Raw genomic sequence first — 17,613 nt, 5'->3', positions numbered from 1 at the left:
GCCTTAAAGGCTCTTCGCTTTTTTGTTTAAAGTTATAAATAGAGTTTATAACTTTTTTATAAATTAAGAGATTAGTCTTAACCCTATCATTATCAGCATAACCACATTAGCAAGTACACCGATTAAAAAGAAATAACTACGTGGACTTGGGTTTTTCTCTGTTGCTATAGCGTAGTACAGCACCATGTGAATTAAACGCGCAATTAAGTACACCCAAATACACATAGCAAAAATCGGGCTTTGATAATTAATTACAAACGCAAATAACACCGTACCTATAAATAATGCGCTGTTTTCAAGCGTATTATGAAACGTACGATGCGCTCTAAATATAAAGCTATCGTGCGATAAATCCTCGTCAATTTTACCTGGTACAGCATTTGGCTCTTTAGCTTTGCTAAACGTAGCCACAGCCCACTGTACAAGCAACATAATTAAATAGAGGTAAAATGCCAAATAGGCCGAAAGTGCAACTTCAGTCATTACTAAATCCCTTATTTTGTTTTTTAACTTAGCTTAGAATGCAATTTTAAAGCCTAAGTTAATACACTGATATTTAAAGGGTTAATTTAATAAGCCTAATTACATATGTAAGTAACTCACGGCGTTGTATAAAATTTACTTGTTATGATTTTAAAAATAACATCAAAACTGAGCTGTATACTGCTGGATTTACTCCGATCTAAAAAGCTTAAACTCTTCAAACGCACAATCCCACAACACAACTTGATTACGACCCAAAGACTTAGCCTCATAAAGTGCTAAATCGGCCTGTTCAATTAACTCAGAAGGTGTTCTGGCTTTAAATTTAATAGACGTAACCCCAAAACTACACGTAACAGGAATATCATCAAATATCGCTTTTTCTACTTTAATACGAATAGCTTCAGCAATACGTATTGCTTGCTCTTGAGTCGTGTTGGGTAAAATAATACAAAATTCCTCGCCACCAAAACGGGCAACGCTATCGCTCGTACGTATATTGGCTTGTAAAAGACTGGCAACGCCACAAAGTACGGTGTCGCCAATGCTATGCCCATAAGTATCGTTAACGCTTTTAAAATGGTCAATATCGACCATTAAAATACAATATTCTTCAATCTGAGGTAAATCCAAAAAGTCGCGATTCATAATCTCAAATAAAATACGGCGGTTATAACAATTGGTTAAAGGGTCTCGCGCGGCCAAATAGTCTAACTCTTCATTACGTTTTTTAGAGGCAATAAAGCTTCGATAAACCAATAAAACAATAGCTAAACAAGCGGCTAATAAAAATGCGAGCGCAATACTCGCGTATTTGTTTTTTGCAAGCTCTAGCTCTGATATAACCCTAGCTTGGCCTGATATTTCAATTTCATTGTTTTTCTTTTCAAGCTCAAGTTGATGGAGTTTTTCTTTTTCTCTTAATGTCTCCAGCTCTACTTCCATTTTATGCAAGTGCAAATGTGCTTTTTCAAGAGCAAGCTTACTTTCGTCTCTTTCGTATTGAATTATTTCGGTTAGGGCTATTTCTTCTTCCGCGTAACGAAGTGACTCATCTAAGCGTCCACGCTGTTTTTCTGCTATTCGAATTTCACGATAAGCGTATAGCATATGTAACTTATCATCTATTTCGGTTGATAAAGCGAGTGACCTTTTTAGTAAAGAAATCGCCTCATTTGTATCAATACCAATTAAAATCCCCGCAAGCGCTGTTAGCGACTTTATCTCATAAAGCTTACTGCCTGTTTCTCTGGCGAACGACAACGACTCTTTGTAATACTTTATAGCCTTGTTTTTATTCCCTTGGGCACGATAAATATTAGCAATAATACGCGCCGTTATAGAAATGTAGGATGTAAGATTTTTGTTTTTATAAGTTACATAAGCTTTTTTAGCATATTGCATCGCTGATACTAAATCGCCAGACTCATAGTTAATAACAGCCATTTCTCTTAAAGCTGATGCGAGCGTTTTTTCCTCGACCATACCTTTTGGCAAATCGATAGTTATTTGATAGAAAATCTCGGCCTGATCAAACTGCTTTAATCGAGTGTATAGCAGCCCCATTTGATTCGATGTTTTAGCAATCCCAAGCACGTTATTTACTTTTTTATAATATAAATATGCCTCATTTATATGCTTAAGTGATTTTTCATAAAGGTTGATATGGCGATAAATAATACCAGCACCTAATAATGCTTTAGCTAAGCCAACAGGATCGTCAATTTCTTTATGTATTTCTAATGCACGAGTGGAGTAATCAAGGGCTAAAACTAAGTTGTCTAAATAGCGCTGCGCTTCTGCTAGTGTATTTAATGTACGCGCCATTAACTTTAAATCATCTAGATTAGTATATATCTCTAAAGCTTTGGTATAAAAATGAGCTGTTTGCTCTCTATTTTCAAGGCGCTTATACGACTGAGCTAATTTTTTATACGTTTCACCTAACTGTTTTTGTATTTGTTCGTCTTTATTTACAAGGTATTTTAAAGCAGATGAATATTGCGTGATCGCGTCATTGTGTTTTTTTTGTTCATAAAACGAATCCCCCTTTGTTAGGAGTACTTGTGCTATAAAAAACTCATCGCCATACACAAGGGTTGTTGGTAATAAAGTTTCAATGCGGGTAGTAAGTTCGTCATAACGTTTTTCATCTGATAATATATTTATATAATTAATAGATGCCTTTATTTGGTTGCGTGAATCATTTAATTTGCTGTAGTAAACAGAGGATTGCAAAAAGTGATGGAGCGATTCATTAATATTGTTATTTTTTTTATTCGCTTTACCTAACAAGTTATGTAACTTCGCGCTGAGTAACGTGTCATCAGCACTTTGCGCTTGTAACAACAACGCCTTACTTAGTTCGATACTTGTAATAACGTCAGTATCCATAAGTAATTCGGCTCTTTTTAGCAGCCCTGCATTAGATTCATTGATTAAACTGTATGAGGTGGTTTCTTGCGCGTAAGCGCTACTTAAGCTAATAAACAAAGCAAAAAGCAAAGCTTTCACTAAAAATTTAGAATTATAAATTCGATTTACGAAGAAAGTGTGTACTTGCGAAGTTAAGTCCATCTTTCGCGTGTGATACGAGTAAGTGTAAAATTCCATATTTACCATTTTAGTGATTTGTTATTAATTTAATGCAAAAATTCTGGCGATAAAATATACACATAAAGACTGCAGGTCAAGTTTCGCTGCAATATGGGTAATTGTTAATTTATGATTTTAGCATAATTATGCATATTGCAGCTTAATTCTTTTTTAGCTTAATCGTACGCTGTAACTTACTAAATGAGAAAACCTAGCTTCTCAGTTTAAGGGTAACCAATACAACACCGTGGTCGGTAGTTAAATCATCACGCTCGTACTCGGGGTTTATTAAGTGCCTGTCGTAAGTGTTATAAGCGCTTACTTCAAAAAAGCTGTCATCGTAACTGGCGTCAAACTCACACGACAATAAAATGTAATCAAGCACAGAGCTGCTCGCGCCATAATAATGTGTTGGCGGCCTTAACGGTGCTGTCTTTGTTATGTTTATATTTTTTGCTTGGCTTTTATCTGCTGAATCAAGAATCTCGCTGTTACTGCGATCACAATCACTTTGTTCATCGTTTGTTATTGCTTCATCGCTAGAAACCTCATCATTACTTAACTGCGACTTAACAAACAAATCCCATGAATCATTTAAACAATATTTAGCGAGGTAGGTTTTAGCATCAAATGCAGGCGCAAAGCGTAGCGTATTCGTCAGTAAATGGCTTAATACGCCATCCGCAAGTTCATTATTAAAGTCCCCCATTAATAGCATGGGTTGTTGCGTAGCTTCGCGGCGAGTAATCATTTGTATCATTAGCAATGTAGCTTCACTGCCACGCTGAATAGTTGAGCCCCAACCACCCGCTACATTCGCTTTTAAAATCTTAATTATGTTTTGCTCGGGCGCTAGCTCTTTGTTGTGTTCATCAACATTAATCATTGGGCGCTTAGATTTAAAATGCACCACATAACAATCAGTATTGCCTATGTGCGGCAAAGTAACGGTCGCTCTCAATACCTTACGACTAAAAGTAAACTCACTATTAAGGCCAAGCGTACTTGCAAGCTCACTATCGTGTTCAACCGCTGCTACCTCAACTATGGGATATTTAGAGGCAATCGCTACTACGGGGCGTTTATAAATAAAATCATCAATCACCTCTGGCGTATCAACTACTGCAAAGTAATTATAGCCTTGCCCGCCCACTAGCTCTTTTAACGAATCAATACTAAACACTTCCTGAAAACCAATCACATCAGGGGTATGCTCTGTTAAGTAATCAACAATCCAACGCTGCTTTTTAGCCCACTGCTGCGCGGTATAAATTTTCTCAAACTCATAGTATGCATTGGGTGGCTCAAGATAGTTAAACAGGTTAAATGTGGCTATTTTTAGTTGGGTGTTAATAATTACAGATTCTTCACGGTTTAAATCTGTATCTAACTGTTTAAGATCTTGATTGCTGATGGGTATCGCCTAAGTAAAGTTGAAAGTGTTGCTTGCTTATAAACTATCATTTTATTACATGTTTACGTAATAAATCAGCCAGCTTAATTGTAATTTTATACACTCTTTTATTTTACTACTTATTATATCCCTCAATAAATAGCATTAACGTGCTTAACCAGATAAAATTCGCGGCAATTAAATATGAGCGAAGTGAAGTTGTCATGAGTAGAAAGATTGAACTATTAGCCCCAGGCGGTGATGTAAACGCGGTAAAAGCCGCCATTGTAGCCGGTGCTAATGCGGTTTATTGTGGGTTAGATACCTTTAATGCACGTAACCGAGCGTCTAATCTTTCGTTTGATGAGCTTAACGGCGCACTTCGCCTAGCCCATGAATACGGCTGTGAGATTTTTTTAACGCTAAATGTAGTTATATTAGAGCACGAAATGGGTGCGCTATTTAAGCTATTAAATCAGCTAGTAAATACCACGCTCGACGGCATTATTGTGCAAGACCTAGGGTTATTCAATATAGTTAAAAAGCACTTTCCTACTTTACATATTCACGCATCAACTCAGTTAACTACGCATAACGAATCACAGGTTGAATTTTTAGCGCGCATTGGCGCTACGCGTGTAAATTTATCGCGCGAGCTTAACTTAACTGAAATTAAAATATTGACCGACGTAGCGCATAAATGCGACGTATTAACCGAAGTATTTGTACATGGCGCATTATGTATTGCGTTTTCAGGGCAATGTTACTCAAGCTCGGTAAGTGTGGGTAACTCGGGTAACCGTGGTCGCTGCTCGCAAGCATGTCGAGATGAATACGAGCCAACGGCAATGGGTAACAAACACCCATTAAACTTAAAAGATAATTCAGCCTATTTTGATTTACCAGAGCTGGTAGCCGCAGGCGTTGATTCGTTAAAAGTAGAGGGCCGCATTAAAGGCGCTAATTACGTACATACGGTTATTGACAGCTGGCGCAAGCAAATAGATACCTTTGTACAAACCGGTAACTTAATTGAAGACGACTCAAGCTTATATAAAGTGTTTAACCGTAACTTTACTAATAAGTTTTTAACCGGCGACATGACCAAAAACATGTTTACCGACAATCCGCGAGACCATAGCTTTGATCACGCTAACGAAAAAAACAACGCGATTTCGGTAGTGCAAATTTACGATGCGCAACAAGAGCTTTCTACCCAAAAAAGTGAAATTGATTCGTTAGTTAAAAAGAAAATTGAGTTTTTAGATATTTCAAAGCGCGAGCTTACATTAGAATTTACAGGGCAATTAAATCAGCCATTCACTGTAAACATAATTATTGAAGATAAAAACGATATTACGCTTTCAAATAAAAACGCAAAAGAGCCTCTACGCTTTGAAGTTCAATCGCAAATGCCTATGCAAATAGCCGACAAATCAGTTGTTGATATTGCTGCCATTGATAAGCGCTTTAAAACGTTTAGTAATGCCAATTTTGAAATTAAAAATATGGATTACACAAACCTCGGCGACAACTTAAGCATTCCGTTTAAAGAGCTAGCGCGTATTAAAAAGCAAGTCGCTTTTTTATTAAACGAAGGGAAAGACGTTATAGCGCCAGTTGAATTACCTAAACTAGTGAACCACGAAAAAGCCGAAAATATAACTACACTTTCTATTTTAATATCGGACATAAAAGACGCTCACTTATGTAATTTAACAGATGGTGACGTTTACTTTAAATTACCTGAGAGCTTTAGAACCGATAACGATAAATACATAAATGTATTTTTAGAACACCCGCAGTTAATTCCGTGGTTTCCGGCGGTGTTAATTGGTAAAGATTTTGAAGAAGCAGTGCGTTTGCTCGAGGTTGTAAAACCTAAGCTTATTATTAGTAACAACACAGGCGTAGCATTTAAAGCAGTGAAAATGGGCATTGACTGGATTGCAGGCCCATTATTAAACACTACAAACTCTTATGCGTTACTAACACTACAAGAAGATTTAAACGCAAAAGGCGCGTTTATTTCAAACGAAATAAACAAACCACAAATGCGTAATATTAAACGCCCTAACAACTTTAAAATGATGTACAGCATTTATCATCCAATACTAATGATGACTAGCCGACAGTGTTTTTTCCAGCAAACCGTTGGCTGTAAAAAACCACGTATTGATGCCAGCTGTATGCTGAGCTGTAAAAAGGAAACAACCGTTACCAATGTTAAAGGCATTAGCTTTGCCATTGATAAACAAAAAGGCGGCTACCCGAGCATTTATAACCACGAGCAATTTTTAAATATGGATATTGTGACTGATTACGCTGACAAGTTTGACGAGTTTATGATTGATTTAACCGACATTGGCTCAGGCGATAAAGAAAAACTCGATAAAGCCGTGTTACTTGCGCATTTTCAAGATTTAATTAGCGGGCAAACACAAGCAGCTGATCAGTTAAATCACATGGTGAAAGTAAAAACACGTCAGCAATATGTTGAAGGCTTAAACAGCTAAGGTAAGTATTAAAATGACATTGCCATTATTATATTCATTACAACACTGCCCATACGCAATGCGTGCACGAATGGGTATTTTAATGGCAGAGCAACACGTGCTTCTACGCGCTATAAAAACTAAAAATAAGCCACCGCATCTTTTGAAAATATCGCCAAAAGGTACGGTGCCTGTTTTATTGCTGCCGAATAATCAAGTTATAGATGAAAGCCTAGATATTATGCTGTGGGCTTTAAAGCAAAACGATCCGCATAATTTACTGCATACTCAAGACCCATTAGCACTTGAGCGCATGCTTGAATTAATTAAGCTAAACGACACGCAATTTAAACCCGAGCTTGAAAAGTACAAATTTTATGCTCGTACAAAAGACATGGCACAAATTTATTATCAAAAAGCCTGCGAAGAGTTTATTAAGCAATTTGAAGCAAAGCTAACTACCCATAAATACCTAATGGGCAATGAAAAAAGCCTAGCCGACTATGCTCTGCTGCCATTTATTAGACAGTTTGCCCGCGTAGATAAACACTGGTACTTACAAAGTGAATATACGCATGTACGCGCATGGTTAAACGAGTTTTTGCACGCCCCCATGTTTACCAAAGTTATGACCAAATTTGATTTGTATATGGACTGCGGCGAAGAGTTTTTGTACGGCGTTAAAAAACCTTAATTTAGCCTTTTTTTATGAGAAATTACATTACTATAGCTACCTGTAAATCTCAGCATTGAATTATTCTCATCATCGAATTTAAGCCCCTTATTTACGCTATACTGCCCTCCCCATTACTAACAAACGCTATGCATTATGAACTACTCAAACTTTGGCACTAAATTCACACAACCCAATGGCATTACTCAGTTAATGGAAGATTTAGGTGGTGCTAAAAACAGCAACAATCCTAATATTGTTATGCTGGGTGGCGGTAACCCCGCACTAGTACCACAAGTAAATGAGGTTTTTTTAAGTGAATTACAAAAACTCGTTGCCAGTAACAAGGTATCGCAAGTATTTGGGCTTTACGATGGCCCAACCGGTAACGACGAGTTTAGAGCAGCATTAGCAGGCCAGCTAAGTAAAGAGTATGCATGGGATATTAGTGCCGATAACGTAGCGCTTGGTAATGGCAGCCAAGCTAACTTTTTTGTGTTGTTTAATATGTTGGCAGGTGAGATGCCGGATGGCAGCCATAAAAAGATTTTATTTCCCCTTGCGCCAGAGTACATAGGTTATGCCGATCAAGGTTTATCGGCTGATATGTTTGTTGCCATAAAGCCTGATATCGAAATTTTAAACACAGGTAGTGCATCAAAACAGTTTAAATACGTAATTGATTTTAAAGCAGTTGAAAAAGTACTAGCAAACGACAGCAGCATAAGCGCGCTGTGCGTATCACGCCCTACCAACCCAACAGGTAATGTAATTACCGACGATGAAGTAAAACACCTTGATTTGCTTGCTAAGCAATATGGTATTCCACTCATTATTGATAACGCGTACGGCGATCCGTTCCCAGGTTGTATTTACACCGACGCAAATCTAACGTGGAACTCAAACATTATTTTATGTATGTCACTTTCAAAACTTGGCCTACCGGGTTTACGCAGCGGTATTGTGGTTGCAAACAATGAGATTATTAAAGCAATTGGCCGCGTAAATGGCAGCATGGTGCTATCGCCAAATAGTATTGGTCCAAGCTTAGTGACACGCTTAATTAACGACAACGAACTACTCCCACTGTGTCGCAACGTTGTACTGCCCTTTTATCGTAATAAAGCACACATAGCGATTGAGTTGTTTGATGAAGTATTTGCCGAACTGCCTGTTTATTTGCACAAAGTTGAAGGCGCATTTTTTATGTGGCTGTGGTTTAAAGATGCAAAAATGACAAGCGAGGTGTTGTATCAAAAGCTTAAAGAGCAAGACGTGTATGTGATCCCAGGTCACAACTTTTTTATCGGCATTGACGACAGCTGGGCGCACAAGCACGAGTGTATTCGTATTAACTATGCTACCGATGCAGATACCCTGAAAAAAGGCTTAGAAGCGATTAAAAACCTAATAAAGTAAATATACTGATGCCGATATTAATATCGGCATCAGTCATTTAATTCGCTTATATATACGTTTAAAATTCATGCAAACGCACTGTATCCCCTTTAAATTTATATACAAGTTGGTATCCTACTCGACCTTTTTTAATAGCAATTCGCTTAATTAAGTGATCTATTCTGAGGTGAGAAAATCGTGTCGATAACCAGGCAAAAATTTCGTTATTTAGTTGTTCTATATCAGAAATTTTTAACGCAGTTAGCGTCAGATTTAATCCCTCAAATTGATTAAGTATTATTGCGGATTGGTATAACATATGCTTATTAAAAAAGAACCAGCCAAGGGGCGATTATCGCTGCAGGGCACTTAATTAAAGTGGCAGCAATAACACTACAGGCATCGCGTATAAATATTGGTTTTAAACGTTAGATGTAACTTTAAATAGCAACATGCAATAGCACTATTAAGGTCAATTATGCGATTAGGACCAGGACTGCTCGTCACCGCTGCCTTCATTGGACCAGGGACCATTACTACCGCCAGCGTGGCAGGTGCAAACTTTGGTTTTGCACTTATATGGACATTACTGTTTTCAGTAGTTGCCACTATATTATTACAATCTATGGCGGCGCGCCTTGGCGTTGCTACCGGGCAAGATTTAGCTCAAGCGCTCAGAGCACATATTCAAACGCCCTTATTTAAATCTTTAGCTATATTTTTAGTCATTAGCGCCATTGGTGTGGGTAGTGCAGCTTATGAAGCGGGTAACTTAAGTGGCGCTAGCATGGGGTTAATTGAAATATTCCCACAAGTTAACTCCCAACTATGGACACCACTTATTGCTTTTTTAAGTGCAGCTTTACTGTATAGCGGTAAACATAAAGTGGTTGAAAACGCGCTAATTTTACTCGTTATTTTAATGAGCTTAGTGTTTATCTCAACACTTGTAATGGCAGCGCCTTCACTGGGTGATGTATTTGCTGGTTTTATTCCTAGTATGCCTGAAGGCTCTATTACAACCATACTTGCTTTAGTTGGTACTACCATTGTGCCGTATAACTTATTTTTGCACTCCGGCGTACTCGCTGCTAGACACGACAGTAACAGCGACATGCAAAAAATGATTAAACAAACAAATGTTGATACAGGCCTATCAATCACTTTAGGCGGTGTGATCACTTTAGCTATTTTATCTACAGCTTCAGTTGCATTTTATGGCACCGATGCGGGGCAAATTAGTGCGGCCAATATGGCCGTGCAGCTAGAGCCATTGCTTGGTGATGCCGCTCATTACTTTTTTGCTATTGGTTTATTTGCTGCAGGTTTAACAAGTGCTATTACAGCGCCACTTGCAGGTGCTTACGCCGTGTGTGGCATGTTAGGTTGGTCAAACGATATGGGTAACTCACGTTTTAAAGGCGTTGCTATTGTTATTTTATTGTTTGGTGCTGCGGTGGCGTCACTCGGTTTAGACCCTGTCGCGGTGATTATATTCGCGCAAGCGGCTAACGGGTTATTACTCCCTATTGTTAGCACCTACCTTGTATGGCTGGTTAATCAAAAAGGGGTTATGGGAAACTACACTAACTCTTTGGTGTTAAACCTGGTGACCCTGCCCGTTTTAATCCTAATTTTTGGGCTAAGTAGCTACAAACTAATTAGTTTAATTTTTTGATTAAATTCTAAAAACCATATTTAAAGGCCGCTGTTTACAATAAACAGCGGCCTTTATTAATCACCAAATAACGTATAGGCCGTACTTATATTCACACATCTAACACGCTTTTTGGTTTTTAGTTGCTTTAAATAATTGCGAAAACGCAAAACCACCTACCGCGCCTGCAAGCAGTTGAGCATAAAAACCCCAGCCTCTTGCGCCCGCTATAATATGAATATTCATAATTGATTCAATGGCAATTAACACAATAGCAAATGCCACAATGCCAGCAATAACAAATAGCTGAGTACTGTATTTTTGAACCTTTTTATTAAGCTTTGCGGTAACAAAAAAAGCGATGGCAAGTGCTACGGCAATAATAGCGCCGTAGGTAGGTAATAGGCCTAACCAATCATCAAGCGTTAAACTAGCACGATCACTAAAGCCCACCACTACACCTACATTAACTAATTGATTGACAACGTATTGGCTATGAAACAAGCTAGCAAGTGTGAATGTAAGTAACCAAGAAACTAAAAATGAAGGCAATATACGTGTTAAAAACGACATGGTTATCTCAACTTAAAATAAAGCTTTTCTCTTATACTAGTTATGCTAGCAAAGGCTTGCTCCGTAAACAATGTATCTCTTTTTTTACTTTGCTTTCGCTTTTTTCGTTTTCTGTTAATGCAGATGCTACGTTATCAAAGGAGCAATACAGTACAAAAACACTGGCTACGCAATTACAGTCTCCGTGGAGCATGGTTGAACTACCAAACGGCACATGGTTAATTACAGAGCGTGATGGTCACGTAGTTATAGTTAAAAACAATGTGCAATCAAGAGTAAAATTAAACCTAGAAGGTTTATACGTTGCAGGCCAAGGTGGTTTACTCGACATTGTATTATCACCAGATTATAACGACTCCAAAGAAATTATTTTTACTTATGCCCAAGGTGATGCAAGCGCAAATAGGCTGGTTGTTGCCAAAGCCACGTTTAATGGCGCTGACTTTTCAAAGCCACACATTATTTATAAAGTAGCGACTGATAAAAACACACCGCAACATTACGCAGGACGCGCCCTTGTCCTACCCGACAATACGTTATTAGTTTCAACGGGCGATGGTTTTGACTTTAGAGAGCAAGCACAGGTTATCACCAGCCAACTTGGTAAAATATTACGTATAAACCTAGATGGCACCATACCAACAGATAACCCATTTATTAATCACAAAAACCTAAATGCACATGCTGTTTACTCACTTGGTCATCGTAACCCTCAAGGCTTAGTTTATGATTACGATACGCAGCAAATTGTTAGCCACGAGCACGGCCCTGCAGGCGGTGACGAGCTAAACTACTTAACCGCTGGGACTAATTACGGCTGGCCGGTAATCACCTATGGCAAAGATTACTCGCAAGCGCGTATTTCACCATTTACCGAATATAAATGCATGCAAAAACCAAGTGTTAATTGGACGCCATCAATAGCGCCATCAGGCATGGCGTATTACGGCTCTAAACATGCAGCTTTTCCTTCATTACAACAACATGTGCTTATCACTACTCTTGTTGATAAAAAGCTCTACAGCGTTAATCTGGCCAATGGTGAATTTACGCAGTCTCACGTATTTCCCAAGGCCGCAGGCAGGTTAAGAGATGTGTTTATAACTGATAGAGGTAACGTCGCGGTATTAACAGACGGTAAAGAGGCAAAGCTAATGTTGATGACATCAAATTAATTAACAAAGGGGATAAGAGCCGCTGCGCTTTTAAAGTAAGTAGCGGCTTGAATAAACGGATTTTATTAATTTAAGTTCTGATGTACGAAGCCAAATTTTGATCTCTTTAGTTATTGCTAAAAATATCAAAATTTCTGTTTGAACAATTTGCTCATAATGCTTGCCGTAAACGGCACAATGTAGAAAGCTAAATTTTGCGACAAGGAGTACAGGCTGCAGTCCTTCGTCCCTTGTTTAACGGTCTTGTTAGTGCTTTTTGCTAATTTCATCAACTATATCATAACCCCATAATCCAGTTCTTAATTTTACTTTTAACTGATCACCAACTTTATATGGATTACTTGTATCCGTGCCCAAACTGTAACTGGTCTCCGATATTCCATCCGATAATCGAACATATTCAAAAATATCGTAACGAACACGCTGTTGACCCACTCCGGTTACTCTGTATTCTTTGTGGGTCACCTCATTAGATGAAAACTTATGATTCGTGACAGCAATAATCCCCATGCTGCCCATTGTAGTAAGTACTACAATCGCAGGGAAGTTTAGTATCTTGTAGTGGAATGGTGATGAATCCGGCTTGTATTCAATAATAATATTAGCCGATTTATCATGCCCCCATTTTTGATAAAGGCGAACTACAGCCGCTGCGAGCAAGCCTAAACCTACCGCTACATAAGTTAAAACACCATCATCAAGAACATCACTAAATACCAAAAAACTTAGTTGGGAAATGGCGGCACCATAAAATCCAATGAAAGCTAATGGAAAAAGATGATTCATCATACCTCTTGAGCACTAACGAGCCTGTAGATTAACTCGTTTTTTTATTTGTTTTTATTGATAACAAACCATAGCTGAGTTCCTATTTTGGTTCAATTGATTACTGTGTTTTACGCAGAATATTAAAAAGTGTTTAGTGTGGGTTTTATTCGCGTTTTGGAAGGAGTTACGGGTGTTTCAAACCTAGATTCTAATTGGAAGTGCACCACCTAATTCATTGCCGCATTGCGCCTCAATTACTTTACCTGCCATATCAATTGCGACTCTGCGATTAAACATTGCGGAAGGTTGTCCATTTTTAAACACTACAAAGCGCACTTTAAATACCCAATAACTAGTATCTAACCCATCAGCGGCAACTGTAGCTAAATCAAAACTCGTAGGGTGAGCTTCTTCAGTTGGTTTAAGATTAACCTTTATCCAATCATTGAAAATAGACTGAACATTTAGAAATGAAATTGGTAGCTCAGACGTACCGTCCCAATTTATCGTTGGTGCAGAATCAAATGAGAATTCACAATGTTTGCCGTTTTCGGGCCAAGATTCAAATGTATAAGTGGCTGCACAAACGATATTTGCAGCCATAATCATTGCACCCAACATAAAAAATTTCACAAAATTTCCTGTGGCATATAACGCTTAATATAACTGGAAAATACGAGCGCTTTACAGCGAGTAGTTTCCCAGTTGATGTTTTTGTTATACGCACATATTACGCTAATGTTTGGGAACATAGGTTTTACCCCACTTATTAGCCGCTGCCAAAGCAAAACCAAAATAGACAATACTGAAAACACCATTGAAAAATTCAAAATTTACTTCGTTGTTTACAGATTCAAAAGCGGCACTAAAAAGAGATATAACTACATTAAACTAGACAGCCACTCCAATTGTAAATTAATCTGGCTAATTGTGAATTTACGCAGTCTCACGTATTTCCTGAGGTCGCAGGGCGATTAAGAGATATGTTTGTAACAACTGAGGAAAATATAGCCATATTAACCGATGGGGAAGATTCAAAGCTTATGCTGGTGATACCGAATTAATTTACATGAAATAACCAACAATAAAGCTAATGGCCAAAGGAAAACCTCATAATACCATCATCAAATCATTGACGTTTAAGTGGACACGAATACTATTTAGGTGCTGGAAAACACATACGCCCTACGATGAATCAACTTACTTAACCGCTGTTAAAATTTGCGGTGGAAAGTGAGCTTTAGCGCTTGCTGTCCACCTCAGGGCGTGTTGTTAGCTGTAGATTAGTTGCGGGGGTGTTCGTTACATTGCTGCTTTTTACCAAAAACACCAAACCAAAATGTAAGTTCCAAAGCCACACCTAAAACAACAAAGATAACTATGCCTTGAGAAAATCCGTAGCCATACGAAATAAGAGCGGCTAATAATAAACCCGCCAAAATTATCCATTTGTGTAATATTTTCATAAATCCCTCTTATTAAAACAATTAAGTACCAATTAAATATATGTGCAGAATATTTTTTGAGCAAGGGCAAATCTGTAACATTATATAATCACAACAGTACGACAATACAGCTAACGCTTTGCTAAGCGGCTAAAATGGCTGGCTATAATAGCGAGGAACGAGCACAGCCATCTGTTTGTGTCCGTTTGAAGGTCTTGTTATACGTACTTAAAGCGGAAACCATTTTTTATATTTGTTTTTTCGAGCTAACTCAACTGCATTAATTATCTCGTCACGTTTAGAAGTTGAACAATAATCAAGGTACTCCTGAACTTTTTGCCCTGACCAACCCGGAGCCGCAGCTAATATCCAAAAGTTTATGCCATCGTTCTTCTTTTGAACGATAGCATAATTAATGATATTTTCTATAGAATCGTCGTCAGGCACTATTTTAAGCATTGCCATTGCACGGATAGCACCGCTCACGAGCATATCATTACCTGTTTTTATAGCTTCAAATACTGAGGTAATGTCTTGTTCATTTTGCATTGATAATCGTTGGATTGAATCACCAATAGCAACATAAATCATTGTGGCTTCAAAGTTATGCTTTACTAATGATTTAAGAAAACTTAATGCTGGTTTAAAGTTAGACTCACCAAGAGCCATAATCATTTGATATTGCGTTTCCCAAGTACGCGAATCTTTAATTTCTTCTTCCAAAGCAATTAATAGATATGAACCTGCATCAATACTTTTAAGTTTACGTAACTTCTTAGCCGCAGAGCGTCGTTTGGTTGATTTTTTATCTTTGAGCTGAGAAATAATTTCATCAAGCACAAAACTCTCCTGTACGTCTAACGAGCCTGTAGATTAACTCGTTTTTAAATTTGTTTTTATTGATAAACAAACCATAGCTGAGTTCCTATTTTGGTTCAATTGATTACTGTATTTTTACGCAGAATATAGAAGTGTTTGATATTGTTTTAATTGGCGTTTTGGAAGGGATTAAGGGTGGTTGAGTGGCTTTTATTTAGGGTAAAAGGGCTTACCCTTCTTAATGCATCGTGTTTTGCAGCTTTTCTATATTATGAACAAGACAATACAGTTGCCATTGCGCATTCACTTTCATTTGACCCCGTAAGGTCAATTTATTCATGCCTTTATTCACCGTAATATTCCCGAACACTGGTTCGATACACCCGAGTCGTTTGCTGTATTGTCGTCGACCTATGGGGCTGTCTATTTTTACTTTCATTTTGTCGATATAGCTTAGCTTTTTGCGTGATTCATTATTTATAAACTGTACTTGTCGCCCCGTTTTAATGGGTGGCTTTCGCATGCATTGTTGTTGTAGTGGGCAGGTTTTACAGTCTCTTAAATAACCACAGAATCGCGTGTATTGTTGGCTATGGCTGTTTACATTGACCCCGCTTCGCCACATGGCATTACCTGCAGGGCAGCGGCATGTTTGCGTTGCCTCATCATAATGAAAATCGTCTGAGGTAAATAACCGAGGCTTGCCTTTGCTGCGTTTTAGTCGCCGTTTTTCTTGCTCTGTTTCGTATGTTTCGCTGTCTTTAAATAGCGGATTTCGTTTTCTAAATTGGTTATCCGCAATGTAGGTATCGAACCCACTTTGCGCCATAAACTCAAGATTTACTTCGCTGTTAAACCCACTGTCTGCGGTAAATTTGATGGTATGTTCATCAGCGCGTTTTTCTGTATTGAGTTTAGCGAGTTGCTGTTTTAATTGTGCAACAGCTGGCTGCAGAGTTTGTTGTTCGCCCACTGAGCCCCACGCTTGTGCTTGCAGGATGATTTGATGTTTATCGTCATTAATCGCGATGCCGTTGTAGCCTTGAATTGTGCCTTTTGAGGTGGTCATTTTCGCGCTGTCGGGGTCGGTGATATTACTTTTAACTGGCTTGCCTTTACTGCCTGTTTTTTCTTTGTGAGTGGCTAAAAACTCGGTGATTTTATCTGCACTTTTATCCAGCTTTTCTTTTTGTTTTAAGTCCTGAGTTATCAATTCTTCGCCCAGTCCATCTTGTGATTGGTGGCGTTCAATAATACGTTTACTTGCGCGTTCTAGTTTTGCTTTTTTACGCCCTAGCTCATCGAATGTGCCGCTCCACTCCTTACTCGCATTGGACTTTAATTTACACCCATCAATGGCAAACATGTTGCGGCCTATCAAGTCTTCCTCATCACATATCATCAGCACTTGTGTAAAAAGCGGCTCAATTTGTTCATGCATTTTAGCCACGAAGCCTGCTATAGATGTGTAATGTGGCTGGATATCACCCGACACACTCATAAATAAAATATTATGCTCGCAAGCCTTTGCAATCCGACGGCTACTGATAAAACCATGTGCATAGCCCAGTAAAATAATCTTTAGCATTACCGAAGGTGGATACGCAGCAGCGCCCGTTTTGTCGTTGTTATACCACGCGTCAAATCCCGATAAATCGAGTTTATTTTCGACGATATAACAAAGGGCATATTCAAAGGTGCCAGGCAAAATTTGCTCAGCGAAATTGATAGGAATGAATTTATTTTGACAGGATAAGTCAGGCTTGTAGTTAGCCATAACAGTTTACCGTGGGTGAATAATATCTATTAGATCACAGCGAACGGATGGGTTCAAGGTTAAAAAGCAATCAATTAAAAATAGTAGGATACGTTCCTAAAAAGAGTAATTCTACAGCCTCAACGCCCTGTTAATGGGCAAAATTTAGTTGGCTAAAATGTTGAGGAACGAAAACAGCCAACTATATTTTGTCCTTATTTAACANATTAAAAATAGTAGGATACGTTCCTAAAAAGAGTAATTCTACAGCCTCAACGCCTCACTAAGAGGCAAAAAATAGTTGGTTAAAATAAGCGACGCAGGAGCAAAAACCAACTGTTTTTTGTCCTTTTGAGTGACTTGTTATGTTTTTTGTTTACCGA

The 17,613-nt window shown here is 38.3% G+C and carries 14 protein-coding genes and 1 pseudogene; 6 read left to right on the top strand and 9 right to left on the bottom strand.

Features of this window, described 5'->3' with window-relative positions; translation table 11 throughout:
• Positions 1 to 63: 63 nt before the first annotated feature.
• The 3 genes from GQR38_RS08300 to GQR38_RS08290 form a co-directional block, all read right to left on the bottom strand.
• Positions 64 to 483: an MAPEG family protein gene (locus GQR38_RS08300; RefSeq protein WP_101163796.1), complete on the bottom strand. Its 420-nt coding sequence runs from the start codon at positions 481 to 483 to the stop codon at positions 64 to 66.
• 189 nt (positions 484 to 672) lie between these two features.
• On the bottom strand, positions 673 to 3,060 hold the full coding sequence (locus tag GQR38_RS08295) for a GGDEF domain-containing protein (protein ID WP_165722983.1): 2,388 nt from the start codon (positions 3,058 to 3,060) through the stop codon (positions 673 to 675).
• A gap of 229 nt (positions 3,061 to 3,289) precedes the next feature.
• Complete coding sequence (locus GQR38_RS08290) at positions 3,290 to 4,399, bottom strand: endonuclease/exonuclease/phosphatase family protein (RefSeq protein ID WP_165722990.1); 1,110 nt, start codon at positions 4,397 to 4,399, stop codon at positions 3,290 to 3,292.
• A 296-nt stretch (positions 4,400 to 4,695) separates the two neighbouring features.
• Here GQR38_RS08290 and GQR38_RS08285 point away from each other — a divergent pair, with 296 nt between their 5' ends.
• From GQR38_RS08285 to GQR38_RS08270, 4 genes are all read left to right on the top strand, one after another.
• The gene (locus GQR38_RS08285) at positions 4,696 to 6,987 is read left to right on the top strand and encodes a peptidase U32 family protein (RefSeq protein WP_165722984.1); all 2,292 of its coding nucleotides are present in this window, start codon (positions 4,696 to 4,698) and stop codon (positions 6,985 to 6,987) included.
• Positions 6,988 to 7,000: 13 nt separating this feature from the next.
• Positions 7,001 to 7,660 carry a glutathione S-transferase gene (locus GQR38_RS08280; RefSeq protein ID WP_165722985.1) on the top strand — a complete coding sequence of 220 codons (660 nt, stop codon included), beginning with the start codon at positions 7,001 to 7,003 and terminating at the stop codon, positions 7,658 to 7,660.
• A gap of 135 nt (positions 7,661 to 7,795) precedes the next feature.
• Positions 7,796 to 9,058 carry a valine--pyruvate transaminase gene (locus GQR38_RS08275; RefSeq protein ID WP_101217370.1) on the top strand — a complete coding sequence of 421 codons (1,263 nt, stop codon included), beginning with the start codon at positions 7,796 to 7,798 and terminating at the stop codon, positions 9,056 to 9,058.
• A 457-nt stretch (positions 9,059 to 9,515) separates the two neighbouring features.
• The gene (locus tag GQR38_RS08270; RefSeq protein WP_165722986.1) at positions 9,516 to 10,715 is read left to right on the top strand and encodes an Nramp family divalent metal transporter; all 1,200 of its coding nucleotides are present in this window, start codon (positions 9,516 to 9,518) and stop codon (positions 10,713 to 10,715) included.
• 99 nt (positions 10,716 to 10,814) lie between these two features.
• Here GQR38_RS08270 and GQR38_RS08265 read toward each other — a convergent pair whose 3' ends face one another.
• Positions 10,815 to 11,267, bottom strand: coding sequence for a hypothetical protein (locus GQR38_RS08265; protein WP_149592218.1), 453 nt, complete (start codon positions 11,265 to 11,267; stop codon positions 10,815 to 10,817).
• Between GQR38_RS08265 and GQR38_RS08260 the strand changes: the two genes are divergently transcribed.
• Positions 11,252 to 12,442 (top strand): PQQ-dependent sugar dehydrogenase, encoded by a 1,191-nt coding sequence (locus GQR38_RS08260; protein ID WP_165722987.1) that lies wholly within the window; start codon positions 11,252 to 11,254, stop codon positions 12,440 to 12,442. The genes GQR38_RS08265 and GQR38_RS08260 overlap by 16 nt on opposite strands.
• 246 nt (positions 12,443 to 12,688) lie before the next feature.
• Here the strand turns inward: GQR38_RS08260 and GQR38_RS08255 are convergent, their stop codons facing one another.
• Complete coding sequence (locus tag GQR38_RS08255) at positions 12,689 to 13,228, bottom strand: hypothetical protein (protein ID WP_165722988.1); 540 nt, start codon at positions 13,226 to 13,228, stop codon at positions 12,689 to 12,691.
• A gap of 183 nt (positions 13,229 to 13,411) precedes the next feature.
• A complete protein-coding gene (locus GQR38_RS08250; RefSeq protein WP_139016092.1) occupies positions 13,412 to 13,813 on the bottom strand; it encodes a hypothetical protein in 402 nt (133 codons plus the stop codon).
• 311 nt (positions 13,814 to 14,124) lie between these two features.
• Here GQR38_RS08250 and GQR38_RS20495 point away from each other — a divergent pair.
• A pseudogene (locus tag GQR38_RS20495) lies at positions 14,125 to 14,274 on the top strand (PQQ-dependent sugar dehydrogenase); the annotation flags it as partial.
• A 219-nt stretch (positions 14,275 to 14,493) separates the two neighbouring features.
• On the opposite strand, the gene GQR38_RS08240 reads toward GQR38_RS20495, so the two are convergent.
• The 3 genes from GQR38_RS08240 to GQR38_RS08230 form a co-directional block, all read right to left on the bottom strand.
• Positions 14,494 to 14,676 (bottom strand): hypothetical protein, encoded by a 183-nt coding sequence (locus GQR38_RS08240; RefSeq protein WP_010552629.1) that lies wholly within the window; start codon positions 14,674 to 14,676, stop codon positions 14,494 to 14,496.
• A gap of 207 nt (positions 14,677 to 14,883) precedes the next feature.
• Entirely contained in the window at positions 14,884 to 15,495 is a 612-nt protein-coding gene (locus GQR38_RS08235) for a hypothetical protein (protein ID WP_165722989.1), read from the bottom strand.
• 217 nt (positions 15,496 to 15,712) lie between these two features.
• Complete coding sequence (locus GQR38_RS08230) at positions 15,713 to 17,251, bottom strand: transposase (RefSeq protein ID WP_165723101.1); 1,539 nt, start codon at positions 17,249 to 17,251, stop codon at positions 15,713 to 15,715.
• Positions 17,252 to 17,613 lie beyond the last annotated feature (362 nt).

Origin of the sequence: Pseudoalteromonas sp. c7(2019), assembly GCF_011378625.1 — a bacterium.
In the GTDB taxonomy this organism is placed as follows: Bacteria; Pseudomonadota; Gammaproteobacteria; order Enterobacterales; family Alteromonadaceae; genus Pseudoalteromonas; species Pseudoalteromonas arctica.
This window is presented reverse-complemented; position numbering and strand designations above follow the sequence as displayed.